The organism is Cytobacillus pseudoceanisediminis (assembly GCF_023516215.1).
Classification (GTDB): domain Bacteria; phylum Bacillota; class Bacilli; order Bacillales; family Cytobacillaceae; genus Cytobacillus; species Cytobacillus pseudoceanisediminis.
Window position 1 is genome coordinate 132,706 of sequence record NZ_CP097350.1, and the last position, 24,508, is coordinate 157,213.

Annotated in this window: 20 protein-coding genes and 5 pseudogenes; 23 read left to right on the forward strand and 2 right to left on the reverse strand. The window is 36.3% G+C overall.

All coding sequences use genetic code 11. The annotated features are described in order from the left end of the window. Positions 1-145 precede the first annotated feature (145 nt). The 16 genes and pseudogenes from lgt to M5V91_RS29205 all read left to right on the forward strand — a co-directional run bounded on the left by lgt (position 146) and on the right by M5V91_RS29205 (position 16,778). Positions 146-961 (forward strand): prolipoprotein diacylglyceryl transferase, encoded by an 816-nt coding sequence (gene lgt, locus M5V91_RS29130; protein ID WP_009336004.1) that lies wholly within the window; start codon positions 146-148, stop codon positions 959-961. A gap of 329 nt (positions 962-1,290) precedes the next feature. Beyond that, positions 1,291-2,748, forward strand: coding sequence for a UDP-N-acetylmuramoyl-L-alanyl-D-glutamate--2,6-diaminopimelate ligase (locus tag M5V91_RS29135; protein WP_009336005.1), 1,458 nt, complete (start codon positions 1,291-1,293; stop codon positions 2,746-2,748). 310 nt (positions 2,749-3,058) lie between these two features. Further along, entirely contained in the window at positions 3,059-3,610 is a 552-nt protein-coding gene (locus M5V91_RS29140) for a ferric reductase-like transmembrane domain-containing protein (protein ID WP_369426022.1), read from the forward strand. Between the two features lie 52 nt (positions 3,611-3,662). Continuing rightward, the gene (locus M5V91_RS29145; protein WP_009336007.1) at positions 3,663-4,445 is read left to right on the forward strand and encodes a C39 family peptidase; all 783 of its coding nucleotides are present in this window, start codon (positions 3,663-3,665) and stop codon (positions 4,443-4,445) included. 59 nt (positions 4,446-4,504) lie between these two features. Next, positions 4,505-6,459, forward strand: a pseudogene (gene ltaS, locus M5V91_RS29150) (lipoteichoic acid synthase). Between the two features lie 145 nt (positions 6,460-6,604). After that, positions 6,605-7,561: a metal ABC transporter substrate-binding protein gene (locus M5V91_RS29155; protein ID WP_009336009.1), complete on the forward strand. Its 957-nt coding sequence runs from the start codon at positions 6,605-6,607 to the stop codon at positions 7,559-7,561. A gap of 273 nt (positions 7,562-7,834) precedes the next feature. Next, on the forward strand, positions 7,835-8,068 hold the full coding sequence (locus M5V91_RS29160) for a hypothetical protein (RefSeq protein WP_284522412.1): 234 nt from the start codon (positions 7,835-7,837) through the stop codon (positions 8,066-8,068). A 161-nt stretch (positions 8,069-8,229) separates the two neighbouring features. Further along, positions 8,230-8,709: a YdhK family protein gene (locus tag M5V91_RS29165; protein ID WP_232292558.1), complete on the forward strand. Its 480-nt coding sequence runs from the start codon at positions 8,230-8,232 to the stop codon at positions 8,707-8,709. Between the two features lie 405 nt (positions 8,710-9,114). After that, positions 9,115-9,741 carry a class I SAM-dependent methyltransferase gene (locus M5V91_RS29170; protein WP_009336011.1) on the forward strand — a complete coding sequence of 209 codons (627 nt, stop codon included), beginning with the start codon at positions 9,115-9,117 and terminating at the stop codon, positions 9,739-9,741. 46 nt (positions 9,742-9,787) lie between these two features. After that, positions 9,788-9,988, forward strand: a complete 201-nt coding sequence (locus M5V91_RS29175) for a hypothetical protein (protein ID WP_009336012.1) — start codon at positions 9,788-9,790, stop codon at positions 9,986-9,988. Between the two features lie 281 nt (positions 9,989-10,269). After that, positions 10,270-10,596 (forward strand): four-helix bundle copper-binding protein, encoded by a 327-nt coding sequence (locus tag M5V91_RS29180; protein ID WP_034297800.1) that lies wholly within the window; start codon positions 10,270-10,272, stop codon positions 10,594-10,596. 472 nt (positions 10,597-11,068) lie between these two features. Continuing rightward, on the forward strand, positions 11,069-12,040 hold the full coding sequence (spoIIP, locus tag M5V91_RS29185) for a stage II sporulation protein P (RefSeq protein ID WP_284522413.1): 972 nt from the start codon (positions 11,069-11,071) through the stop codon (positions 12,038-12,040). A gap of 327 nt (positions 12,041-12,367) precedes the next feature. Beyond that, positions 12,368-13,101 (forward strand): annotated as a pseudogene (locus M5V91_RS29190) (urease accessory protein UreH domain-containing protein). Between the two features lie 39 nt (positions 13,102-13,140). Next, positions 13,141-13,343 (forward strand): annotated as a pseudogene (locus tag M5V91_RS29195) (asparagine synthase (glutamine-hydrolyzing)); the annotation flags it as partial. A 55-nt stretch (positions 13,344-13,398) separates the two neighbouring features. Continuing rightward, on the forward strand, positions 13,399-14,343 hold the full coding sequence (locus M5V91_RS29200; RefSeq protein ID WP_009336016.1) for a F510_1955 family glycosylhydrolase: 945 nt from the start codon (positions 13,399-13,401) through the stop codon (positions 14,341-14,343). A gap of 279 nt (positions 14,344-14,622) precedes the next feature. Further along, positions 14,623-16,778 (forward strand): annotated as a pseudogene (locus M5V91_RS29205) (heavy metal translocating P-type ATPase). A 156-nt stretch (positions 16,779-16,934) separates the two neighbouring features. Here M5V91_RS29205 and M5V91_RS29210 read toward each other — a convergent pair. Both M5V91_RS29210 and M5V91_RS29215 read right to left on the reverse strand, forming a co-directional pair. Next, positions 16,935-17,336: a plastocyanin/azurin family copper-binding protein gene (locus M5V91_RS29210; protein WP_284522422.1), complete on the reverse strand. Its 402-nt coding sequence runs from the start codon at positions 17,334-17,336 to the stop codon at positions 16,935-16,937. Further along, entirely contained in the window at positions 17,249-17,854 is a 606-nt protein-coding gene (locus M5V91_RS29215; protein WP_284522426.1) for a hypothetical protein, read from the reverse strand. Before M5V91_RS29215 ends, M5V91_RS29210 begins: the two co-directional genes overlap by 88 nt. 233 nt (positions 17,855-18,087) lie before the next feature. Here M5V91_RS29215 and M5V91_RS29220 point away from each other — a divergent pair, with 233 nt between their 5' ends. The 7 genes and pseudogenes from M5V91_RS29220 to M5V91_RS29255 all read left to right on the forward strand — a co-directional run bounded on the left by M5V91_RS29220 (position 18,088) and on the right by M5V91_RS29255 (position 24,499). Further along, positions 18,088-18,795: a PIG-L deacetylase family protein gene (locus M5V91_RS29220; RefSeq protein WP_232292555.1), complete on the forward strand. Its 708-nt coding sequence runs from the start codon at positions 18,088-18,090 to the stop codon at positions 18,793-18,795. Positions 18,796-18,824: 29 nt separating this feature from the next. Further along, the gene (locus M5V91_RS29225; protein ID WP_284522414.1) at positions 18,825-20,621 is read left to right on the forward strand and encodes an ABC transporter substrate-binding protein; all 1,797 of its coding nucleotides are present in this window, start codon (positions 18,825-18,827) and stop codon (positions 20,619-20,621) included. 71 nt (positions 20,622-20,692) lie between these two features. Then, positions 20,693-21,679, forward strand: a complete 987-nt coding sequence (locus M5V91_RS29230) for an ABC transporter permease (RefSeq protein WP_232292560.1) — start codon at positions 20,693-20,695, stop codon at positions 21,677-21,679. Beyond that, entirely contained in the window at positions 21,672-22,529 is an 858-nt protein-coding gene (locus M5V91_RS29235) for an ABC transporter permease (RefSeq protein WP_009336022.1), read from the forward strand. Before M5V91_RS29230 ends, M5V91_RS29235 begins: the two co-directional genes overlap by 8 nt. Positions 22,530-22,532: 3 nt before the next feature. Continuing rightward, the gene (locus M5V91_RS29240; RefSeq protein ID WP_009336023.1) at positions 22,533-23,504 is read left to right on the forward strand and encodes an ABC transporter ATP-binding protein; all 972 of its coding nucleotides are present in this window, start codon (positions 22,533-22,535) and stop codon (positions 23,502-23,504) included. Continuing rightward, positions 23,497-24,296: pseudogene (locus M5V91_RS30210) on the forward strand (ABC transporter ATP-binding protein). The gene M5V91_RS29240 and the pseudogene M5V91_RS30210 overlap by 8 nt, the downstream one beginning before the upstream one ends. Continuing rightward, the gene (locus tag M5V91_RS29255) at positions 24,281-24,499 is read left to right on the forward strand and encodes an oligopeptide/dipeptide ABC transporter ATP-binding protein (protein WP_284522417.1); all 219 of its coding nucleotides are present in this window, start codon (positions 24,281-24,283) and stop codon (positions 24,497-24,499) included. Before M5V91_RS30210 ends, M5V91_RS29255 begins: the two are co-directional and overlap by 16 nt. Positions 24,500-24,508: the final 9 nt, after the last annotated feature.

A 24,508-nucleotide genomic window follows, 5' to 3' on the forward strand; every position in this document is an offset into this window, starting at 1 on the left:
TCGTTATCATGAGTTTGTTAGTAAGCTGAACTGTATTTTTTGCTTGTCACAGTTTTTTCTTGAAAAATTAATCATTCTTGCACATTTTCTCGATATTATCCAGTTACACTGCTAATTACAAATAGTAAAAAGAGGTGAGAACCCAATGGAAAGTATTGAGGCAATTGACCGTATAGCCTTTGAATTAGGGCCATTCACAGTCTATTGGTATGGATTGATTATTGGAACAGGGCTGTTTTTAGGTTGGCTTCTTGCGACAAGAGAATCAAAAAAACTTGGACTAGATAAAGATATATTTGCTGATCTGTTATTGTGGGCGATTCCTATATCAATTTTGAGTGCAAGACTCTATTATGTGATTTTTAAATGGGATTATTATATTCAAAACCCTGGCAAAATGATAGCGATTTGGGAAGGTGGCATAGCTATTCATGGAGCACTAATTGGTGCAGTAGTGACTGCGATTATTTTTGCAAGAAAAAAGGGCCTCTCATTTTGGAAACTTGCTGATATTGCGGCACCGAGTCTTCTTCTAGGCCAGGCAATTGGAAGATGGGGTAATTTTATGAACCAGGAAGCGCATGGAGGAGAAGTTACCCGTTCTTTCCTCGAAGGACTTTACTTACCAGACTTTATCATTAATCAAATGTATATCGAAGGAGCCTATTATAATCCTACCTTTTTATATGAGTCACTATGGAATATAGCAGGCTTTTTCATTTTAATTCTAATCAGGAAATTCCCTATAAAGCGTGGAGAGGTTTTTCTTTCATATATAATCTGGTATTCTGTGGGCAGATTTTTTGTAGAAGGACTAAGAACGGATAGTCTGATGCTTACAGAATCAATAAGAATTGCTCAACTCATGTCCTTAAGCTTGATTATAGGTGCTGCAGTCTTAATCTACTTAAGAAGAAGGTCAGGGAAAGCTAGCCATGGATATGCTGAAGAGATTAATTAAACATCAAACCAATGAAGTGGCCTATCTTTGCTTTAATTTAGGCTCATTATGTTAAAAAAACTGTTGAAAAAATGCATTTTTTGTGGAGTTTATGATGATGAAGGCTGGGTAGAATTGAGGATAAGAAAATAAGATAAACTTATTTAAAAAATGAGAAATACCTCCATTTTATACCTCCTTATTACTAGCCTTGTCGTATGTCAGCTCCAGGGAAAGTTGAAATGGAAAAATAAAATTGATATAGATAGTTTGTCTATTAACTGAAAGGTCAGTTTACTGTGCTGTCTGTATTCAGACAGCTTCTTTATTTTAATATACGGAGGCATTAAATGAAGCTTAAAACTCTTATTTCAGACATCACTAATTCATTGGAGTACGCATCTGACATTGAAGTAAACCGAATTCAGTTCAAGTCAAGAAATGTAAAAAAAGGAGACATATTTGTTGCTATAAAGGGATTAAAACATGATGGCCACAACTTCATCAATGAAGCTATTTCTAATGGAGCCGTTGCTGTTGTAGGTGAAGCAGAATATGATTGTCTTCCTGTTCCATACATTAAGGTCCAAGATGCTAGGCAAGCCCTGGGGAATCTGGCTAAAACTTTATACTGTGATCCATCTAAGATGCATAACATGATTGGGATCACTGGAACAAATGGAAAGACCACAACTGCTTATATGGTAAAACATATTTTTCAAACTGCTAGCGAATCCTGCTCACTCTTCAGCACGGTTTCAAACTTTGTGAATGGGACTGAACTCATGTCTACTGCAACTACACCTGACATACTTGAATTAAATAAAATGCTTCGGATGAGTATGGACAAGAATGTTGTAATGGAAGTTTCCTCACATGGGCTGCATCAGAAAAGAGTAGAGGGAATAGAATTCAATTATGGAATTTTCACTAACCTTACTCATGATCATTTAGATTATCATCAAAATATGGAAGAGTATTTCAATACAAAGGCCGGATTATTTAAGCTTCTTAAAAAAAATGGTGAGGCCATCATTAACTCAGGCTGTCCCTGGGGAAGGAAGTTAATAAACCAATTAAAGAACAAGCGTCAGTCTGTCTTATCATTCGGAACTTCTGAGAATGATGATCTTCAGTTATTAAGCACTAAAGATGGAGTTTCAAAAATAAGAATACAGGGTTCTAATGTAAAGTTAGAGATCAAAATGCCCATGCCCGGAAATCACAACCTGCAAAATGCACTTGCGGCAATATTATGCGCTTATAGGGCTGGGGTAAATGTCAATGATATTAAAAGAGCAGTAGAAAGTTTCCCTGGAGTTCCTGGGAGATTTGAAGAATATTATAGCCAAAGTGTCAACTTTATCTTAGATTACGCACATACTCCAGATGGTCTAGAAAACCTTTTGGAAACAGTAAAAAAATTAAATGGGAATAGAATTGTGCATGTATTTGGCTTTAGAGGTAACAAAGATATGACCAAGAGGCTAGCAATGCTTGATATTTCCGCAAAATATTGTGACAAAATAATATTAACACTTGATGACTTAAATGGTGTTGCACTAGAAAAAATGATATTAGATTTAAAAAAGTCAGTTAATTACATTGGAACAAATAATATCCATCTGATAATAGATCGGACAAGGGCTATTGAGTATGCATGGAAAAACTCAATAAAGGGAGATCGGATTGTAATAACCGGTAAAGGACCCGAACTTTATGAACGGGAGTTTGAATTACCAGCTGACAGCGATGCAGAAACAATCAAATATTTGTTTTCGAAAAGCTACAAAGCATCTAATGTATAGGAATTTTTAAGGTAAGGAATATAATCTTGAAAGTACGGAAGCCTCACTTCATACAAACGGCTTTCGTATTTTTGTTAAAACTGCATATTTTCTTGATAAAGATATGCGATAATACTTTCTAGCCTTTTAACCCAATGTGCTATTTTAAACCCAATAATTTGACATATTAAAACTGATCTTAATGAAACTCCGGGAAAAAAGAAAAGGGGTATTGTTTACCATGGGCATATTAACAAGGCACTTGGTTATTGGATTGACAAGCATAATTCTAGTCTATTTATTCTTAGTTAGCCGTTCAGAATGGAGTCCAATGCATGCCTGGAACAGGGCTTATGCTGATGTAGCTCTTGTTTTTCTTATTTTAACCATTATTATTGGTCCATTAAGCCGAGTAACAAACCTATTTGTCCGCTTTTTATCCTGGAGAAGGGAGTTGGGGATTTGGTGCTTTATTATGGCAGTCCTGCATGTCTATATACTTTTCGAGGGATGGTTTTACTGGGAACCCATCAGATTAATTATTGGCGTTATTCAAGAAACGGGCCAGCTTTCTTTTGATCCTGGTTTCACCCTTGCAAATATTCTAGGTACAGTGGGACTTGCCTATTTACTTTTACTTGCTTTGATATCTAATAATAAAGCAATAGAAGTACTGGGAAAAAAGTTGGAACTACCTCCAGAAAAAAGTGGAACTCTATACATTTTGATCATATTGCACACGGCGTTCTTTCTCTTCTTTTTTAGACTAGGGAGTTATAACCCGGTACAAAAGCCTTTTCTAGTGACGGTGACTGTTGTCTTGGTGCTCCATTGGATTGTTTTTTTACAAACTGTCCTAAAAAGTAAAATAAGGAAACAGTAGCCAAGGGATATAAAACGAGGATACTGAGAGAAAAAAGCCGAGGAAATAAAAAATGAAATTGTTTTTAATATTGAATAGCTTTGCTGCCGCAGTTTTAATACTAATCCTTTTATCTGGAAAAGAAGATTTTTCAAAACTACGAAGTTTAATAGTTTCAGAATCACCTAAAGAAACCACACAAGACCTTTTAGAGGAGCAAGAATATAAAAATACAATTGTAAAGATTAAGGACAAAGTTCTTATTGATGCTCCTGTAATTAAGCAATTCCCCGAGCTGCCGAGAGGATGTGAGGTGACTAGCCTTGCAATGCTGCTCCAATATAAAGGAATTGATACTGATAAAATGACACTTGCCGGTGAAATTAAAAAGAATTCTGTTCCTTTGAAAAGAGAAGGAGGGAATATTTATTGGGGGCATCCAAATGATGGGTTTATTGGGGATATGTATTCATATGATAATCCTGGATTAGGAGTTTATCATAAACCTATTAAGGAACTCGCTGAAAAATATTTACCTGGAGAAATACTAGATTTAACAGGGAAAGAGTTTTCCGAGCTTATGATTTTTCTTTCATTGGACATTCCAGTCTGGATTATTACGAATACGACTTATAGGGAATTGCCAAAATCAGCTTTTGAAAAATGGAATACCCCTGCAGGAGAAATCGATATAACCTATAAAGAACATTCGGTCCTTATTACTGGATATGATGATAAAAATATTTATTTTAATGACCCTATAACCGGGATGAAAAATAAGTCTATGAATAAGGAAGATTTTCTTAAAGCCTGGAGGCAAATGGGGAGTCAAGCAGTAACCTACCTGCCAGAATGATGTTAAAGATAATTTAATTAATCTAATCAAATGTGAAAATATATGATTGGGGTGTTAACATGCTTGGTATTAATCTTTTTAAATCACTTTTAAACAAAAAACTTGGCCTTTTTTATATTGTAGTAATATTCTTTTGGATAAAAACTTATTTAATTTACAAAACCGAATTTAATTTAGGGGTCAGCAATGCTATGCAGCAGTTTTTATTATTGCTCAACCCAATAAGTTCTGCCCTTTTATTTTTAGGAATTGCCTTATTCTTTATAGGGAGAAAACAGCATTGGGTGCTGCTGGCCATGAATTTTATTTTAACATTCTTCTTATATGCTAATGTTGCTTATTATCGCTTCTTTAACGATTTTATTACTGTTCCAGTTCTTTTCCAGACACAGAATTTTGGGAAAGTTGGAGGGAGTGCCGCAGCGCTTCTAGAGCCAACTGACATCCTGTATTTCTTTGATACTTTATTGTTACTTGCTTTAATTCTTTCAAAGAGACTGAAAATGCCGGGTCGATTACCGAGAAGAACTTTAAGTAAGGTATTTTTATCGGGATTATTGCTACTTGGAGTAAATGTTGGGCTTGCTGAAGCTGATAGGCCTCAATTGTTAACTAGAAGCTTTGATAGAAATTATCTTGTAAAGTATCTTGGTGCATATAATTTTGCTATATATGATATTATCCAAAACACAAGGTCTTCAGCCCAAAGAGTTATGGCTGACAGCAGTGATATTACAACAGTTGAAAATTACACATCATCCAAACATGCAAAGCCTAATCCCGATTATTTTGGTACAGCCAAAGGAATGAATGTCATTTACATTTCGTTGGAATCGTTTCAGAATTTTCTTATCGGATATAAACTACATGGAGAAGAGGTCACTCCTTTCTTAAACTCATTAGCAAAAGATCCGAACGCAATCTATTTTCCGAATTTTTTCACCAGACAGCACAGGGCAAAACGTCTGATGCCGAATTCCTAATGGAAAATTCATTATATCCCCTTCCTCAAGGATCTGTCTTTACGACTAAAGCACAAAATACGTACCAGGGATTACCCGCTATCTTAAAAGATAAAGGCTATTATTCTGCCGTTTTTCATGGGAATAACAAATCATTTTGGAATAGGGAAGAAATGTATAAGTCATTGGGATACGATATGTTTTATGACTCAACTTATTATAATATGAAAGAAGAAAATGTTATAAACTATGGGCTGGAAGACAAGCCATTTTTTAAAGAGACTATCCCTTATTTACAATCGATTCCTCAGCCATTTTATGCCAAGTTAATTACGCTGTCTAATCATTTTCCCTATCCGATTGACGAAGAAGATCAGTCGATTGAGCCTGCAGAAACAGGAGACGAGACAGTTGATGGCTATTTCCAGACTGCACGATATTTAGATGAAGCTCTAAAGCAGTTTTTTGAAGATTTAAAGCTTACTGGTCTTGATAAAAATACCATGGTAGTGATGTACGGAGATCATTATGGAATTTCTGAAAACCGCAAAAAGCCAATGTCAAAAGTTATGAACAGAGAGATAAATGATTTTGAGCAAGCTCAATTGCAGAGAGTGCCGCTTTTCATATACGCACCAAGCCTGAAGGGATTTGTTAATGAAACTTATAGTGGTGAAGTTGATGTGCGCCCAACAGTCTTAAACCTTCTTGGTATTGACACTTCACATCAGGTAGCCTTTGGAACAGACTTGTTATCAAAAGAAAGAGATCAGATTGTCGCGTTTAGAAATGGCGACTATATTACCGATAAGGTAACTTCAGTAAAAGGTAAAATCTATGATAACGAAACAGGACAAATTGTTGAGAACATTACACCATATCAAAAATACTCAGAAATTGTTAAAAATGAACTTGAGTTATCCGATAAGGTGGTATATGGGGACTTGCTGCGTTTCCACAAACTTAGCGGAATTCAGACAACGGATAAATCAAAATTGGACTATTCAAAAGCTGAGCATTTCAATGAAGACTGGGTTGAGCAGCAGAAATAGGTTTATGGGGGGATTGCCCCCTTTTAATTTTCATACTTTCTGCATATTTTAGAAGTTATATTGCCTAATTAATAAAATTTTTATAATATATAAATCGTAATGGTTACTGTTTAATTCTAGAGGAGGTAACACTTTGTATAAATTAATGTGGCCAATACTGTTTGCTATTGGCATTTTGGTCCTTGGGGGATGCAGTCAAGCAACTCAAGAGGAAAAGAACACTCAAGCTGATGATGAGAAATTAAAAATTTACACGACAATCTTTCCGCTTCAGAATTTTTCAGAAAAAATTGGAGGGGAATTTGTAGAAGTAGAAAATATCGTTCCAACAGGATCTGATGCTCATTCCTTTGAACCTACAACTAAAACTATGATCAAAATCGCTGAGGGGGATGCTTTTATCTATTTAGGAACAGGAATCGAAGGGTTTGCCGATGCAGTCATTAGTGCCGTTAAAAATGAAGATACTGCCATTGTAAAAGCATCCGAAGGAACTCCTCTAATTGGAGCTCAGAAATCTCCCGAAGATGAACATGAAGTAGAAAATGATGAGGCTCATGCTGGTGAAGAGGGAGAGGTTGATCCTCATGTTTGGCTTGATCCAGGCAGATCGGTACAGCTTGCTGAAAATATAAAGAATGCATTAATTAAAATTGATCCTAGCCAGCAAGATTATTTTGAAAAGAATTTTCAGGCTCTCAAAGCTGATTTAGAAACTGTAGACTCTAACTTTGAAAGCATGGTCAACGAGTCAAAAAATAAAACCTTCATCGTTGCCCACTCTGCCTATGGATATTGGGAAGATGCCTATGGTTTAAAGCAAATTGGAATTAGCGGCCTTTCTCCTAGTGCTGAACCATCTCAAAAACAGCTTGAAGAAATCATTAAAACAGCTGAAAATGCAGAATTAGATTATATCCTTTTCGAGCAAAATGTCGAAAATCGGGTTGCTGAGGTCATAAAAAGAGAACTCGGAGCAGAAACTCTGACTCTTCACAATTTAGAATCATTAACTGAGGAAGATATTCAAAACAATGAAGACTATATAAGCTTAATGAATAAAAATATAGAAACCTTAAAACAAGCACTGAATAATACATGAAGTAAAACAAACCCGTTTGAAAAAGGGTTCCCTATTTAGTTCCATTCGTATCATAAAACATAAAATATAATCAATTAAAAGCCTAAATCCGATAAAGATTTAGGCTTTTTCATTCTTTATTAATAGTTTTGGGTATTAGAATATAAAAACACTGAGTAAATAAATATTAACATTGCGGCTTATTTTTTATAATTTCGGCTTTGAAAATTTTGATGTTTTAATAACCCTTTTGGAGGTATATACTCATGTGAAATATTTTAAAGGAGGAAGAAAATGACCAACAAAATTTTAAAAATTTCAGGGTTAGGTTTGGCATCGCTCGGACTCGTTTTTTTAACTGGGGAAATCTCTGCAGATGCCCACAATGCGGGAGCCAAATTACAAACCAGTGCTCAAGTTAAAGAGGAATCGAAAGTTGAGAAACATTTAGAAAAGTTGGAAGGAAAAGTGAATGAGCTTAACCTTAAAATAGGGGGAATAGAAGAATCCCTTGCTGAACCCCCTTAACTGCTGAAGAGGTAGAAAGATACAAGGAATATAAAGAAAAAATAAGCGATTTCCTTAATCGTTTAAACGCTGCGGAAAACCATTTAGAGGCCTTAACTCACAATCCATACAAACAAAGAGCATCCACAGAAGAGATAAAAGTACTTATTAATGAGGTACGAATTAATGCTTTAGAGGTCAATGAAACAATAGAAGCTCATTTTGCTGAGACTATGTCAAGTTTAGGTGAAGTCCCAAATGGACTGCAAGAAGCTGAGAATCCTTTTTTTGAAATCGGAAGTCAGGCTATAATTCAAGCAGATCATATGCCCGGTATGAAAGGTGCTTTAGCAACCATTGCAGGAGCATATAAAACAACTGCTTACTCTGTTACGTACTATCCTACAACAGGAGGAGACCCAGTAAAAGATCATAAATGGGTCATCCATGAAGAAATAGAAAACGCCGGGGAACAACCTTTTAAACCTGGTACGGAAGTTACTCTTAACGCGGATCATATGAAAGGTATGGACGGAGCAACCGCGGTCATCGAATCATCGGTAGAAACTACAGTCTATATGCTTGACTTCACTACTACTACCGGGGAAAAAGTAGATAATCACAAATGGATCATTGAAGAAGAACTTACCCCTGAATATTAACTAAATATTAAAAACCTTAGAAAGCCGAATATATACAAGCCTATTTATCTTGTATATATTCGGCTTTTATTATAGTTAGTAGTGCAGAAGCAGTAATAGAGTTCTTAAAAACCATTAACTACAGGATGTGTGCTGTAATTTTGCAAAAGAGAACCAAACAGATTTACTTTTAAATGTTTTTAGTAATCAAAGAAAATATCTTCCTTTGTTTTCTGCGAAGAAATGGAACTTTCAATTTTGTTGAATTTAAAGCAATATCCTCTACCTTTACACCATTGTTATATGGCTTTATTTTACTAACTCAGATACCCCTATACAATTTTCTGCTACAAAAGGACCTTCATATCCATAAAAAATTCATATTTGTCTGAGAAACTATTCTCAAAAACGATTGGTGGGAAAGAAGTGGATATTTCAAAAAGTGAAGTAGTCATACAAAGGTATAACAGAATTTCTCTTTTTTATGACTGGATGGATAAGATGATTAAGGATGAATGGAGAAGGAGCCTTTTGGCCGATGTAAGTGGAGATGTACTGGAAGCAGGAATCGGGACAGGAATAAATCTTAAATATTATTCTAAAGATATTACTTCCTTAACTGGAGTGGATTTTAGTGAAGGAATGCTCAATTATGCAAGAAAAAAGAAGGAAAAATTAAATGTGGACTACAAGGTAAATCTGATAAATGCTGATGTTCAAGCTCTTCCATTCCCTGATAATACATTTGATGCAATAGTCTCAACATGTGTGTTTTGCTCAGTTCCTGATCCAGTCAAGGGATTGAAGGAATTGAATAGAGTATGTAAGCCAGGTGGGAAAATTTTTATGATTGAGCATATGAGGAGTAGCAACCCTGTTGCAGGAGTAGTTATGGATATGCTTAATCCACTAACGGTCAGGCTGTGGGGAGCGAATATCAACCGGAATACATTAAATAATGTAGATTTGTCTGGACTAATACTCATAGATAATATTCCATTAATGGGTACAGTCGTCCGAAAACTAATTTTAAGGCCCAAGAAAATAGTATAAACATTTCCGTTTGTTGGACAAACATTAGAAAAAAGGAGATGTTGAAATGGTTATTCAATCCAATATGTCACCAAAAGCAATTGTTGAAGTGTGGGCAGAAACAGCGTTAGTCTTTAACAAATACAATATTCCTCTTACAGATCACCCCTTGGAAACATTAGTAGAAATGGAGTACTTATCTTGTCTCCTTCAAAAATTAAATTCTTTTGTTGGGAGTTCGGCTGCTACCTGTGTAGAGGGTGGCTGACAAATCCCATCAAAATTGGAGTAGTTTACTCCTTTGAACCTATTTTGTAATGGGTAATTTGATTTTTGATAAGATAAAAAGACTGTGAACCGTTAGAAGTAATTGGAGGAAGTGGTTGGATACTTTTCTCCGTATTACTCTGGCCACAATCACCCAATAGTAAATCAATGTCTTTTTTGTGGTGAGCTAACTAGAAATATGCATTTTTTATGCAGTTTAATTGCGCAATGCAAGGGTAACCTATCTTATGTATTGGAAAAAAACACAGAAAGGATGATTCTATGTATAGCCAGACCTACGAGCAATGTATTCAGGCTTGCCTTGAATGTATGGAAGCATGTAATGTATGTTATGATGCATGTTTACGTGAAGAAGACATAAAAATGATGGCAGACTGTATTCGAATGGATCGAGATTGCGCAGATATTTGTGCTTTTGCTGCAAAATCTATGCAATCCAACAGTCCCTTTGTAAAACAAATTTGCCAATTATGTGCGGACATTTGCGAGGCATGCGGAAACGAATGCAAGAAACATCACCATGAACACTGTCAAAACTGTGCAGAGGCCTGCTTTAAATGTGCAGAAGCTTGCCGTCAAATGTTATAATTTAGCAAAAAAACAGACACCTTGGTGTCTGTTTTTTTTTTGCCCATCAATAATTTAAATAGTTAATCATTCTCAATATAAAAAAATTTTTGAAGATACATCCGATTTTTCTAAAAGTGTACTACAAGGAACATTTAACTGCATATCTCTGTAGGAAATAAGAGAGTCTAAAACTGCAAGAAAATAGTGCTATATAAGTATTAATAGAGTTTAATAGAGAATCTATTCTATTATCAATTTTTTATCATATATTAAAGTACCAAGGAGAAATACTAGAACGGAGGGAACAAATGAAAGATAGGAATCATACTTCCATGTTTTTTATACGAGTTCATTGGATTTATCTTGCTCTTTTTTTATTCATTTTTAGTATTGTATTTTTTATAAACTATCTTGATTTAAAAGAAAGATTAAATTCTTCAATAGTTTCAGCGACTAGTGAAAAGGTGCATGCTAATTTTTTCTAAGCCTAATGTCAACTGAAATTGGCCCGCTTAAATCAACTATTAAGGAAGATGAAACGCCATCCATCTCCCGTGCTGCATTTCTCACTTTCACAAATATTTGGCCGGAAGACATTCGGACTTTTCTCGGTAGGGAAATTCCTGGTTTTTCCATATTCAACACCGAAATTGCCATTGCAGGACTTGGAACAGACCTCACTACTTTGCCAATAGAATCTGCCCCTCCATTAGAGATGCTTTTGAAAGAGAAAGAACTGACAGAGAAGGACCAGTCTAATCCAAAAATTTCACAAGAAAAGGGAACTTCTCCTGTCCCTAATACCGGTAAAGATGTGGCATTTATTTATCATTCGCATAGCTGGGAAGCCTTTTTGCCATCACTGCCTGGAAAGAAAACGGCAGATGAAGCTGTAAGTTTAAATGAAAGTAAAAACATAATAGCGGTGGGCAAAAAGCTGAAAGACGAACTAATGAAGCGAGGGATAGGAGCAAGCCATAGTACATCGAATGTTACAGAAGTATTGAAAAAGAAAAATTGGAATTATAATTATTCCTACGCTCTCTCAAGAGAAACAGTAATAGAGGCAATAGCCCAAAAATCTTCAATTAGCTATCTTATTGATATTCACAGAGACTCCCAGCCAAAGAAACTTACAACGACAATGATAAAAGGGGAGCCATTTGCAAGATTATTTTTTATCGTTGGAAAGGAAAATAAAAACTATGAAAGGAATCTTGCACTAGCTAAGGAATTGAATAAAAAGCTAGAAGAAGAATTTCCTGGAATTAGCAGAGGTGTTTTTATAAAAACAAAAGATGATGGGAATGGGGTATATAACCAAGACCTTTCTAGCCAATCAATGCTCCTTGAGTTCGGAGGAGTAGAAAATAATAACACGGAATTAGATAATTCTATTGAGGCGTTTGCGAAGGTCTTCAGTGAATATTACTGGGATGCTGAGGAAGTAAACGGAAATTGATAACTAGAAATCGTCACTATTTAGGATTTTATTTACAGTTCTTCTCAAAGAAACTGCAATCTCCGTATATTTTAGATGCAAGGAGTTGCCCTACAGAATAAAGAAAGAAGCTGATTTTAGAGCATTGAAAAAATGTTCCAAAATCAGCTTTTCTAATGTTTGGAGAGTCAATTGCTAGATAACTTATTCTGCGAAATATATTAAATATGTCAATCCTTCATAAAATCTTCATAATTAAATGGTATCAATGAAAAAGGAGCTATCTTTAACAGTGAACCTAAACTTTTTTACAGATTAATGAATGATAACAAGGCAGGGGAATTAAATATGTATGAATTTTTCAGTACAATAAGCAACTTCTTTAGTCAACCTCTAATTAATATAGGTTTGAACACCAAGGACATTCCCATAATTTCTGCTTTTATTTTAGGCCTTGTCGGCGCATTGGCTCCATGTCAATTTACTGGGAATCTGGGCGCGATTACACTATATGGAAATAAGTCTTTCCAAAAGAATATTGCCTGGAAAGAAGTTTTGTTCTTCACGCTTGGGAAAATTGCTGTATTTTCCTTTTTTGGATTATTAGTGTGGATCTTCGGAAGTGAAATAAAGACTTCTTTGACAGTTTACTTTCCTTGGATAAGAAGAATTATTGGTCCTATGTTTATATTGGTAGGTTTATTTTTACTTGGATTTATTAAATTAAGTAAAACAATCTCCTTAGGGGGATTTTTCAAAAGTTCCAAAAGGAAGGAAGCTTAGGCGCATTCTTTATGGGAGTAAGTTTTAGCCTTGGTTTTTGTCCAACCATGTTTGTATTATTTTTCATCACACTGATGCCAATGGCTATCTCTGTAAATTATGGGATGATACTCCCTCCTATCTTTGCAATAGGGACTTCTTTGCCTTTGATTATTGCTGTATTTCTTATATGGTATCTAGAGCTGGGAGGTAAGTTAATGAAAAAGGGGCGAAGAATGGGGGCTATTGTGCAAAAAGCAACAGGCATCATTATGCTGATAATTGGAGTATTCGATACTATTACTTACTGGAGTTTTTAATAGAGAGCTTCTTATGTGATATGTGCAAATGAATTATATGATTCAGGTTATTATTTTGATGGACCTATCCAATTCGGCTTCCAACGTTTGAGTATTATAGATATTGAAAGTTAACATCAGCCGCTTACATACGAAAATGAGCGTTATTGGATTAGTTTTAATGGAGAAATTTATAACGACGTAGAAAAGAACATCTTAATGCTGGTTTAAGCTTTGAAACAAGCTCCGATACAGAGTATTTATAGGAAAATTAGTATTAATTTAAACGATTAAGTTATAAGATCAGGAGGAAAAAAGGTGTCTAATCGAAAGAAACTAAACAAGCTGCGACAGTTTGGCATAGGATGGATTTTTCTGATTGTAATGGGGTTTTTTATTTTCCTTATTTTTATTCCTAATAACGGAGTTAATAAAATTAAATTTCCTGACTTACATGGTCTTAGCTACTCAGAGGATGGTGGAAAATTAGTTGCTGCAGTCCATGATGGCTTAAAAGTATATTCTGACAGTTCATGGTCGGTACCAGATATACCGAAAAATGATTATATGGGGTATTCACCTGTTAAGAATGGATTTTATAGCAGCGGACACCCAGCTCCAGGTTCCAACCTTAAAAACCCCTTAGGAATTGTTAAAAGCAAGGATAATGGGGAAACGGTGGAAATCGTTGATTTTCAGGGGGAGGCAGATTTCCATGCATTATCCGTAGGGTATGAAACAGAAGAGATCTATGTTTTTGCAGCTGAACCTAATTCAAAAATGAAAGAACAAGGATTTTATTACTCCTCTGATCAAGGAGAAACTTGGAATTTAATGAATATGCAGGGGGTATCCGGCTCTCCTCTCACGATGGCAGCACACCCTTCAAAGAATGGAACATTAGCTATTGGCACAGATCAAGGGCTCTATCTCTCTGAAAACTACGGGAATACGTTTGACAAGATATTAGCAGAAATCAGTGTGAGTGCTACTGTATTTGCAGGTAATGACACAATAATTGCCGGTACTAATAATGGGAACAATGAAATTACAGAAGTTAATATTAATAATAATAAATCAACTAATTACAGTATGCCTAAAAATTCAGAAGGGAATATTACCTTTATTGCTGTAAATAATAAAAACAAAAAAGAACTTTCGTTTGCTACAGATCAACTCAATATATATACAACCACTGATTCAGGGGAAACATGGGATAAAATTGTCGAAGAAGGTGCTGGTAAGAACACCGGGAAAAATTAGAGCTTACTATTCCGAATCAATATCTATAAGGTAGTCAATTAATTGCATGAGTCGCTAAACTGAAATAACAAAAATGCTCAGAGATTTTGCTCTGTGCATTTTTTATAGGCTTTTATTAACTGAAAAATCAATTCACCGATCATGCTCTTTTCCTGCCTTGTTTGTTTCGGCATACCTATATAGGGTATACAAGTATTAATTAAGCAGCGTGTCTTGTAAAGCTGTATCAATATCTCTCAGTTCAGAAAAAATAAATTAAAAACCATTTAGTATGAAAGGATGTTAATAATGGCTAGAGATCACCAAACCACTAAGGAACCTGGGAATCACACTAGCAATAACCACAAAGGCCATCATAATAATAATCATGATGACCATATGATCCATCAAAATCTTGAACATCACGATCATGAAATGAAAGGAAAATCTATTGAGAAAGAACATCTTCATCATCAAGATAGTAATGGGGATCATAATCATAGAGACGGCCATGGATCGCATCATGGCCATATGGTAGAAGATTTCAAGAAACGATTTTATATATCACTCCTCTTTTCCTTACCAGTCTTTTTCTTTCTCACATGATACAAGAACTTCTTGGTTTTAAGTTTACATTTCCATATGATTCGCTTGTACTTTTTTTACTTTCATCCTTTGTATTTTTCTATGGTGGATATCCGTTTTTAAAAGGTGCAATTGATGAAATGAAACAAAGAGCACCAGGAATGATGACCCTTATTGCTTTAGCAATAGTTGTCGCTTATGTATATAGCACATTGACTGTATTTGGTTTAGAGGGAATGGATTATTATTGGGAGCTAGTCACGTTAATAGACATAATGTTGATTGGACATTGGATTGAAATGAAATCTGTGATGGGGGCTTCAAACGCTTTGGAACAGCTTGTTAAATTAATGCCATCCGAGGCACATAAAATCATAGATGATGGTACTCAAGAAGTATCCGTTTCAGATCTATTACCTGGTGATAAAGTGCTGGTCAAGCCAGGTGAAAGGATACCTGTAGATGGTATTATTAATAAAGGGAACTCTACTGTTGATGAATCAATGTTAACAGGGGAATCACTGCCTGTTGAAAAATCAACAGACGATGAAGTGACAGGCGGTTCTGTTAACGGGGATGGCGCATTAACAATAGAGGTCAAAAATATTGGTGAAGAAAGTTATCTTTCACAAGTTGTTAAGATGGTTAAGGAAGCCCAAGAATCGAAGTCTAAAACACAAGATCTCTCTAATCGAGCTGCTAAATGGTTGTTTTATATTGCTCTAATTGCAGGGATACTAACTTTAATCGGTTGGCTTATTACTGGTTTTACATTTAACTATGCCTTAGAACGAATGGTAACAGTCATGATCATTGCTTGTCCTCATGCACTTGGATTAGCGGTACCGTTAGTGATTGCGAATTCTACTGCTATTTCTGCAAAAAAAGGATTGCTAATCCGAAATCGAACACAGTTTGAGGAGGCCAGGAGAATTAATACTGTTGTCTTTGATAAGACTGGTACCCTGACAAAGGGTGAGTTTGGTATTACAGATATAATTCTTTCAAATAAGTATGACGAGAATACGGTTTTGAAAGTGGTCGCTTCATTAGAGTCACAATCCGAACATCCGATTGCAAGAGGGATATTAAACAGTGTAAAAGATAAAGAATTAACAATCTCAGAGCCTGATGAATTCGAATATATGCAAGGAAAAGGGATTAAAGGGCGAGTAGATGGAAAAGAAGTATTGGCAGTTAGTCCAGGCTATATGAAGACTCAAAAAATACCTTATCCTGAAGAAAAATACAAGAAACTATCCTCAGATGGTAAAACGGTAATATTCGCCATTATCGATGGGGAATTTGCTGGTATGTTAGCACTTGCTGATCAAATCAGGGAAAGTGCCATGAAAGCAATAATAGAGCTAAAGGAAATGAATATAGAATCAATTATGCTGACAGGGGATAATAACCAGGTAGCGAATTATGTAGGAAATGAAATTGGAGTAGATAAAGTATATGCTGAAGTTTTGCCCCATGAAAAAGCCAGTAAAATAAATGAAATTAGACAGGGAAATAAAAAAGTCGCAATGACAGGAGATGGAGTTAATGATGCACCAGCATTAGCAAATGCAGATCTAGGAATTGCTATAGGAGCAGGTACGGATGTTGCAATCGAGACAGCAGATGTAATCCTGGTTAATAGTAATCCAAAAGATGTGGTTGAAATTATTAATTTGTCTAGAAAGACATATAGAAAAATGATACAAAACCTTTGGTGGGGGGCAGGATATAATATTATAGCCATCCCTTTAGCCTCAGGAATGCTTTATAAGTTAGGTTTTGTATTAAGTCCTGCGGTCGGCGCAGTACTAATGTCTCTTAGTACAATTATAGTTGCCATAAACGCTAAGTTATTAAGGGCATAGTAATTGGGGAATACCCAAATCAATCTTTATCATTAGAAGATTCAATGGTAAGATTGCAAAGTTTTGGCCATTCCATAGAATTATTCCACCATTCTATTTTAAGTTCCTATACAACAAAGAAGCCATCCCTGTAAAAATACTGAGGGATGGCCCTTTTTAATTGACTGTAATAGTGCCTATCATGCCATTTTCTTTATGTCCAGGAATAGTACAATAAAACTCAAACACTCCGGACTCAAGAGGTGTAAAATTCAGAGCCGCTTCACTCTTTCCTGATGCATGCAGGTGGAAGTCAGCTTGATCGGTGCCATGATTAGCGTGTTTGTTGCTATCCGATTTCTTAACAGCTATTTGCTTTATTTCAATGTCATGGTCCACGCTGTCTAGATTATTTAGTGTTAGAGCGGTTTCTTGACCCTTTGTTAGGGTTATTTCTGAAGGGGTATAGGAAAATTTTGATGGATAAACAGTTAAAACGAACTCTTTGGTATTCGAGGTATTTTTAATATCGTGCTCACTATGATTCTGCGCTGTATCAGACGAATTAAAGAAGGAAATTGCTTTGCTTTTATCAAGCTGGTTTCCGAAATATAAAAAAGAAAAAGAAGAATAAAAGTTAAAACTGGTTTTAGGAACCATTTTTTATCGTTAATGGAAGTCTCTGATGAGAAAATATTATACAGCAATAATGAACTCGCTGTAAGTGTGAGTAAGATATTAAGTAAGGTAAATGCTTGGTTCTGAGATACCATTTCACCAAGCATGGCGCCCATCATTCCTCCCATTAAACCAGACATAAATCCTTCTAAAGAGGGAAGGATGCCAAACGCTATTCCGCACGCCAACCCCGCAAATGCCCCAATTCCTGCTGAAACAAGCGTAGAAATAAACAAATTCCCTTGATAAACAGCTCCAAATAAAACCCCAGCTGTTAGACCCAAATTCATTCCCATTACCATTGCAACAACCATAGCTTGCATTTTAGTTAATTGCTCCCTGAATTTTATCGATAGCAAGAAGGCTGCAATTCCCGAAACAGCTATTGTTGTCAAAACAAATAACTGATATGCTCCCAAAATCATCAACTCCTTTTTATTTGCTAAATGATATGTAAACGGTAGACAGGCCATACCAAAAAATCTATGAATATCAAAAATAAATAAATTTTCTAAAAATTCTATATTTACAAAATAGGAATTCAGTATTATTATTGTTTTTAATACCCGATACGATAGAGGGGTACTGTACATTAGGAGGAGGAAATAGTATGTCAAAGGGCAAAAGAATCTTATTTCTTGGTGTTTATGGAATGGAAGTAGTCGAATGTGGGGGAGCGTTAGCTAAAAATGTTTTAAATGGAGGGGAGTCTTATGCAAGTATTATGCTTTGCAGAGAAACAAGTCAGCCTCAAGTAAAAAGTGCAGCTGAGGTATTGGGGGTTAGGATTTCTTTCTTGAATTTTGAATATGGCACAGTAGATTTAAGCAAGGAATCAAAGATTAAGCTGATTAAATTAATACGAGAAATTAAACCCGACATCCTCATCACCCAAGATCCGGAGCACTCTTTCCATGATTTAGATCCCGACCGCAGACCTGCCATGACCCTTTTGCTAGAATCAATTGCACTTGCAAGCAGAGACTATGCCTTAGATGAAACACCCGGTTTGTCCCCACACCCCATCCCGACCATCTACTACATGACGCCACATCATCCAAATACAGTCGTTGATATTTCTCAAGTTTGGGAGAAAAAAGAAAAGGCAATGGATATGCTTGAAAGCCAAATGGAGTTTAGCGGTATGCATTTTGATGAAATTCTTGATACCAAGACAGTTGAATTATTATCACCCGGTTATTCCAAATTAAACAGCCTTCAAGAAAAAGGAAGAGCCATGCATAGAGTGTTGGACAAAGCTATTCATGTTTATCATGGCCTGGCAACTCACGGACATTTCGCTCTGGCTGAAGCATACAGAAGAGAAGGGAACTTTCACTTACAGGAGCTAATCAAATAAAAATCTAGATCGCTAAATAGGGGGTGAAAATGAAGAGATCATTTTTTAGTGTTGGATTAATAATTTTATTACTCTTATCAAATTTCAATCCTGTACGGGCGGAAGAGAAAGTGCAATCATTGAAAGTTGGCATTACAAAGGATGAGAATGGATTAAACCCTTATACATATGTAACAGGGTACCCAGGGTTAGATCTGGTCAATTTACTTTATGATACTCTATTTAATTTGGATGAAGAAAATCAGCCGGTACCTTGGCTCGTAAAGGATTACAAAGTTAGCGAAGATGGGCTAACCTATGAACTAACTCTGCATGATAATGTTAAGTGGCACGACGGCAAACCTCTTACGGCTGATGATGTTAAATTCACGATGGAATATTTCATAAAATACCCGAAATCCAGATTTACAAATCCATTAAAAACAATTAAGTCAATAGAGGTAAGCGGAGCAACTGGTATCACATTAAATTTATCACAGGCTGACCCCAACTTTATTATTCAGCCTCTAGCAGATTTGCCAATTTTACCACAGCATATCTGGTCTGAAGTAAGTACTCCCGATGATGAAACCAATGCACTCGGAAGCGGACCTTATATTCTGGAAGAACACAAATCTGGTCAGTACTACAAAATGAAATCCAACAATGATTACTTCAAAGGTGCCCCGCCAATCAACGAATTAATATTTCCGATCATTGAAGATACAACTGCTATGTATAATGCACTTCAGGCAGGTGAGCTTGATGCTATCTCATCAAGTATTTCACCTGAACTTGTGGAACAATTTAGTTCAAATCCTGCTTTGAAAGTAGTAAGAGGGCCAGGATATAGTACCAGCTTATTTCAAATTAATGCAGAGAAATATCCAATGACCGAAACAGCATTTCGTCAAGCCATAGATTATGCTATTGATAAAGAAAATTTAGTAAATACAGTACTGCTTGGTTACGCAGAAGTCGGTAGTCCCGGATTTATCCACCCATCCTCAGCGTATTTCAATTCAAATTTAAAACCTGTTTATGATAAGGAAAAAGCACAACAGATATTAGAAGATGCTGGTTTTATTGATAAGGATGGCGATGGATTTAGAGAAGACCAGAAAGGCAATAACATCGACCTAACCAATTTGGTATACTCGGGCAATCCGATTCGAATCAGAACGGCTGAATTAATTTCAGAAGCGTTAAATGAAATTGGAATCAAAAATTCTGTAAAAGCAATGGATTCAACTACAGTTGACTCATTAATGTGGCCTGATTTTGATGTCAGTAAAGGAAGGGATTACGATCTTGGGGTCTGGAGCTGGTCCAACACAATGCAGCTATTCCCAGATCGAATGAATGACCTATTTCATTCCGATCCCGCTATTGGGACAGTCAATATCGGGGGATACAAGAACCCTGAATTTGACCAACTTGGTGAAAAACTTAAACAGACATACGATGAAACCGAACGACTCAGTCTAATCAAGGACATGCAAGCATTCGTAGCGGAAGATGCCCCATTTATTACACTATATTATCAAGAAATTGTAGGTGCTTTTAATCCTGCAAAATACGATCAGTATGTCTTCCAGGTAGGTAAGGGAATTATCAACAAACTTTCTTTTGTTTCAAGCGAAAAATCCGAATTATCTGACAGCGGGAAGGCAAACAGCGATACAGCTGCTTCAACAGATAGCAAAACAGCAAGTGCTAGTACAGAGAAAGAAGGGAATAATACTTCATTAATTGTATTTGGCGTAATTCTATTAGTGGCCGTTGTTGGGTTTGTCCTTTTAAGAAGAAAGAAAAAAGATAAGGGGAAAGATGATTTTGATTTTTAATTAAAAATAGTTTCCCGTAAAAGCATTTTCTTTTACGGGAAATCTGTATAAAGACATCTACATATTTGGAGGTGAAAGAGTTGGGTAAATTCATAGCTGGCAAGCTTTTGCAATATTTAATTGTCATATTCCTTATGTTGACGTTAAATTTTCTATTGCCCCGTCTAATGCCCGGAAATCCATTAGTTTTTTTAGCTGGCGAAGATGTTGGATTTATGTCCAGTGCAGAAAAAGAAGCTATTTTAGACAAATATGGTCTGAATGATTCTATCATTGAACAATATGGAGCTTATATAAAGAATATTTTCACAGGTGATTTTGGATATTCTTATCAACAAAAGAGGCCTATCTCAGAACTTTTGGTAGAGAGACTCCCATGGACAATGCTTCTAACAGGTCTCGGGCTTGTACTCTCAACTGTTATTGGTGTCATGTTTGGTGCGATATCAGCATGGAAACGGGGCACCAGAACGGATGCAAACCTTCTTACTGTCTTTATGTTTTTAAGTGCCATGCCTTCTTTTTGGGTTGGCATGATATTAGTATCTATTTTTTCTGCTCAATTAGGCTGGTTGCCGGTCTTTGGTGCAGAAAGCGCATGGTCCAACTTCTCAGGAATGGAGCGGCTAATTGATATTGGAAAACACCTGGTACTCCCATTAGCTACTCTTATATTGATTTCTGTTACGAGTACATTTATGATCATGCGGTATTCTATGCTGAATGTCCTTGGAGAAGATTATATTATGATGGCTAAAGCTAAGGGCGTAAAAGAAAAGGCTATTAAGTATAAGCATGCTATGAGGAATGCACTTCTTCCCGTGGCTACTGTCTTTATGCTTAGCTTAGGATTTACTCTAGGCGGTGCAACTGTTATTGAAACCGTCTTTGCCTATCCGGGCGTCGGCCGTTTAATGTTTGAATCTGTATTAAGCAGAGATTACCCTCTTATACAGGCGACATTCCTGATTATTACTTTTAGTGTAGTCATTGCTAACTTTCTTGCAGATTTAATTTATCCCTTAATTGATCCAAAGGTGGGAAGCGGCAATGGTTAATCAAAAGTTAAAGAGATATTGGCAGGTACTTACATCAAATAACATTGGTTTGTTTGGCTTAATTCTTTTAGCGATCTTTTTATTGATTGCCCTTTTAGCGCCAATCCTTGCTCCATTTGATCCAACTGATCGGGTTGGAGCTCCATTTACAAAACCAAATAGCCAATTTTTGCTGGGAACCAATGATGTCGGCCAGGATATTTTAAGTGAATTGCTTTATGGAACCAGGATTTCCTTATTGATCGGAGTCATTGCGGCTTTTATTTCCATTCTCCTTGGCTGCCTGGTCGGAATCGTTTCAGGTTACTACGGCGGCAAAGTAGATGCATTCCTAATGAGATTAGTAGACTTAGTGCTTGTTATCCCTTTTCTTCCTTTAATGATTTTGCTGGCCGCTTTTATTGGCCCTAGTTTTTGGAACATCGTCCTGGTTATCAGTCTAATTTCATGGGCGAGTCCAGCGAGGGTAATAAGATCACAGGTCCTAACACTGAAAACAAAAGGATATGTGGAAGCTGCAAAGTCTATAGGCACAAACATTACAGTCATTCTAAGCAGACATATTCTCCCGGGCGTCATTCCTATAGCTCTTTCCCAGTTTGTTTTAGCAGCGAGTCATTCAATATTAATCGAAGCCTCACTAAGCTTTTTAGGGCTAGGGGATCCGTTTACAAAAAGCTGGGGGACCATTTTATATTATGCTCAGGCCAGAGGTGCGTTTTTAACTGATGCCTGGATATGGTGGGTTCTGCCTCCAGGCTTATTAATAACAACATTGGTCATTGGATTTGCCTTTACTGGCTATTCACTGGAAGAAATTCTGAATCCCCGATTGAGAAAGGAGCGTTAGTTTATGAACACCGTGTTGTCAGTAGAGAACCTTTCAACCTACTTTAAAACGGATAAAGGCATTGCAAAGGCAGTAGAAAATGTTTCTTTTTCACTCAATAAGGGAGAAATGTTAGGTTTAATAGGTGAGTCAGGATGTGGCAAAACAACAGTTGCCCAATCCATTTTAAGGTTAATAGAATATCCTGGAAAAGTAGTATCCGGACGTGTCTTATTAAATGGAAGAGATCTCATAAAGGCTTCTGATAAAGAACTTGCTTCCTTGAGGTGGAAAGAGATTTCGGTAATTCCTCAAAGTGCAATGAACGCTTTGAATCCTATTTTCACAATAGGAGATCAAATTATGGAATCCATTTTCCTTCACGAAAATGTGAGCAAGCAGGAAGCCCTCAAGCGCACTAAGACCCTTCTCGAATTAGTGGGTATAGATGGTGAGCGGTGGAGAAGCTATCCTCATGAATTCAGTGGAGGGATGAAACAAAGGGTTGCCATTGCTATGGCATTAGCTTGTAATCCAAAATTGGTTATATCTGATGAATCTACAACTGGACTGGATGTTTTAACGCAAGCACAGGTAATCGCCTTAATCAAAAGCCTTCAAAAGAAAATGGACTTATCTGTCATCCTGATATCTCATGATCTACCGATGGTTACAGCCATTTGTGATAAGATAGCCATCATGTATGCAGGCAATATCGTAGAATGGGCAACCACGGAGGATATTTTAAAAAATGCACAACATCCATACTCACAAGCACTTTTAAACGCTTCACCTGATTTAGGCAATCCGGAAAAGGAAGTCGTATCTATACCAGGAAGTGTCCCAAATTTAGTGAATTTCCCAAATTCCTGCCGGTTCCATACAAGATGTCCACATGCCTTTGATAAATGCCGGCAGGAGAATCCGGAATTTAAAGAAATTAGAAACGGACATTATACAGCCTGCTTTTTAGAGGAGGTAGGAACCCATGGATGAACGCTACCTTTTAAAAGTGAGCAATTTGAAAAAAACCTTCATTAAAAAGTCAGGAACTTTTTTAAAAAGAAAAAGAACCGAAGTATATGCTGTAAATAATATCAATTTAGAAGTCAAGAAAGGCGAAATCCTTGGAATTATTGGGGAAAGTGGCTGCGGTAAAACGACAACGGCCAGAATGGTTATGCGCCTTATGAAAGAAACCGAAGGGGAAATAATTTTTGAGGGAAAAAACCTTTGTAATTTAAAAGAAGCAGAGACTAACAAAGTCAGAAAAAAATGCAAATGATATTTCAAGATCCTTATGATACGTTAAACCCAGGCATGAGAATTCTAGATATTTTAATGGAACCGATTAACGCACATGAAAAAGATTTGCCTTACGAAGCAAAATTTAAAAAGGTAGTAGAGGCCATAGAAAATATTGAGTTGCGACCTGCAGAAGACTTTATTTATCGATACCCTCATCAATTAAGCGGAGGGCAAAGACAAAGGATTGCCATTGCCAGAGCGATCATCTTAAAGCCATCTTTTATTGCTGCAGATGAGCCTACATCTATGCTTGATGTATCAGTAAGAGCAGGAATTTTGAACCTTCTGCTTGAATTAAGAAAGAAAATGGGACTTACCATGATGTTTATTACACATGATTTATCTACAGCGAGTTATATGTGTGATCGAATTGCAGTAATGTATCAAGGAAAAATAGTAGAAATTGGTCCCACGAAAAAATTATTCAGCATCCATCGCATCCCTACACGAAAGCACTCGTTGCTGTGGTTAAAGATCTAAATCATTTTATTAAGAATAGGGAGAAGCTGATTCTTGATGGGGAGGTCGATTCCACAAAAGAGGAAAAAGGATGTCCATTTGTCTCAAGGTGTCCTCATAAAGAAGCTGTCTGTCATTCACAGGTGCCTAATTTGGAGTCGCTAGACAACGGCCATTCAGTCTCTTGCCATTGTCATACAGAATTGTTGGAAAAGACTTCATAAGAAAGGAAG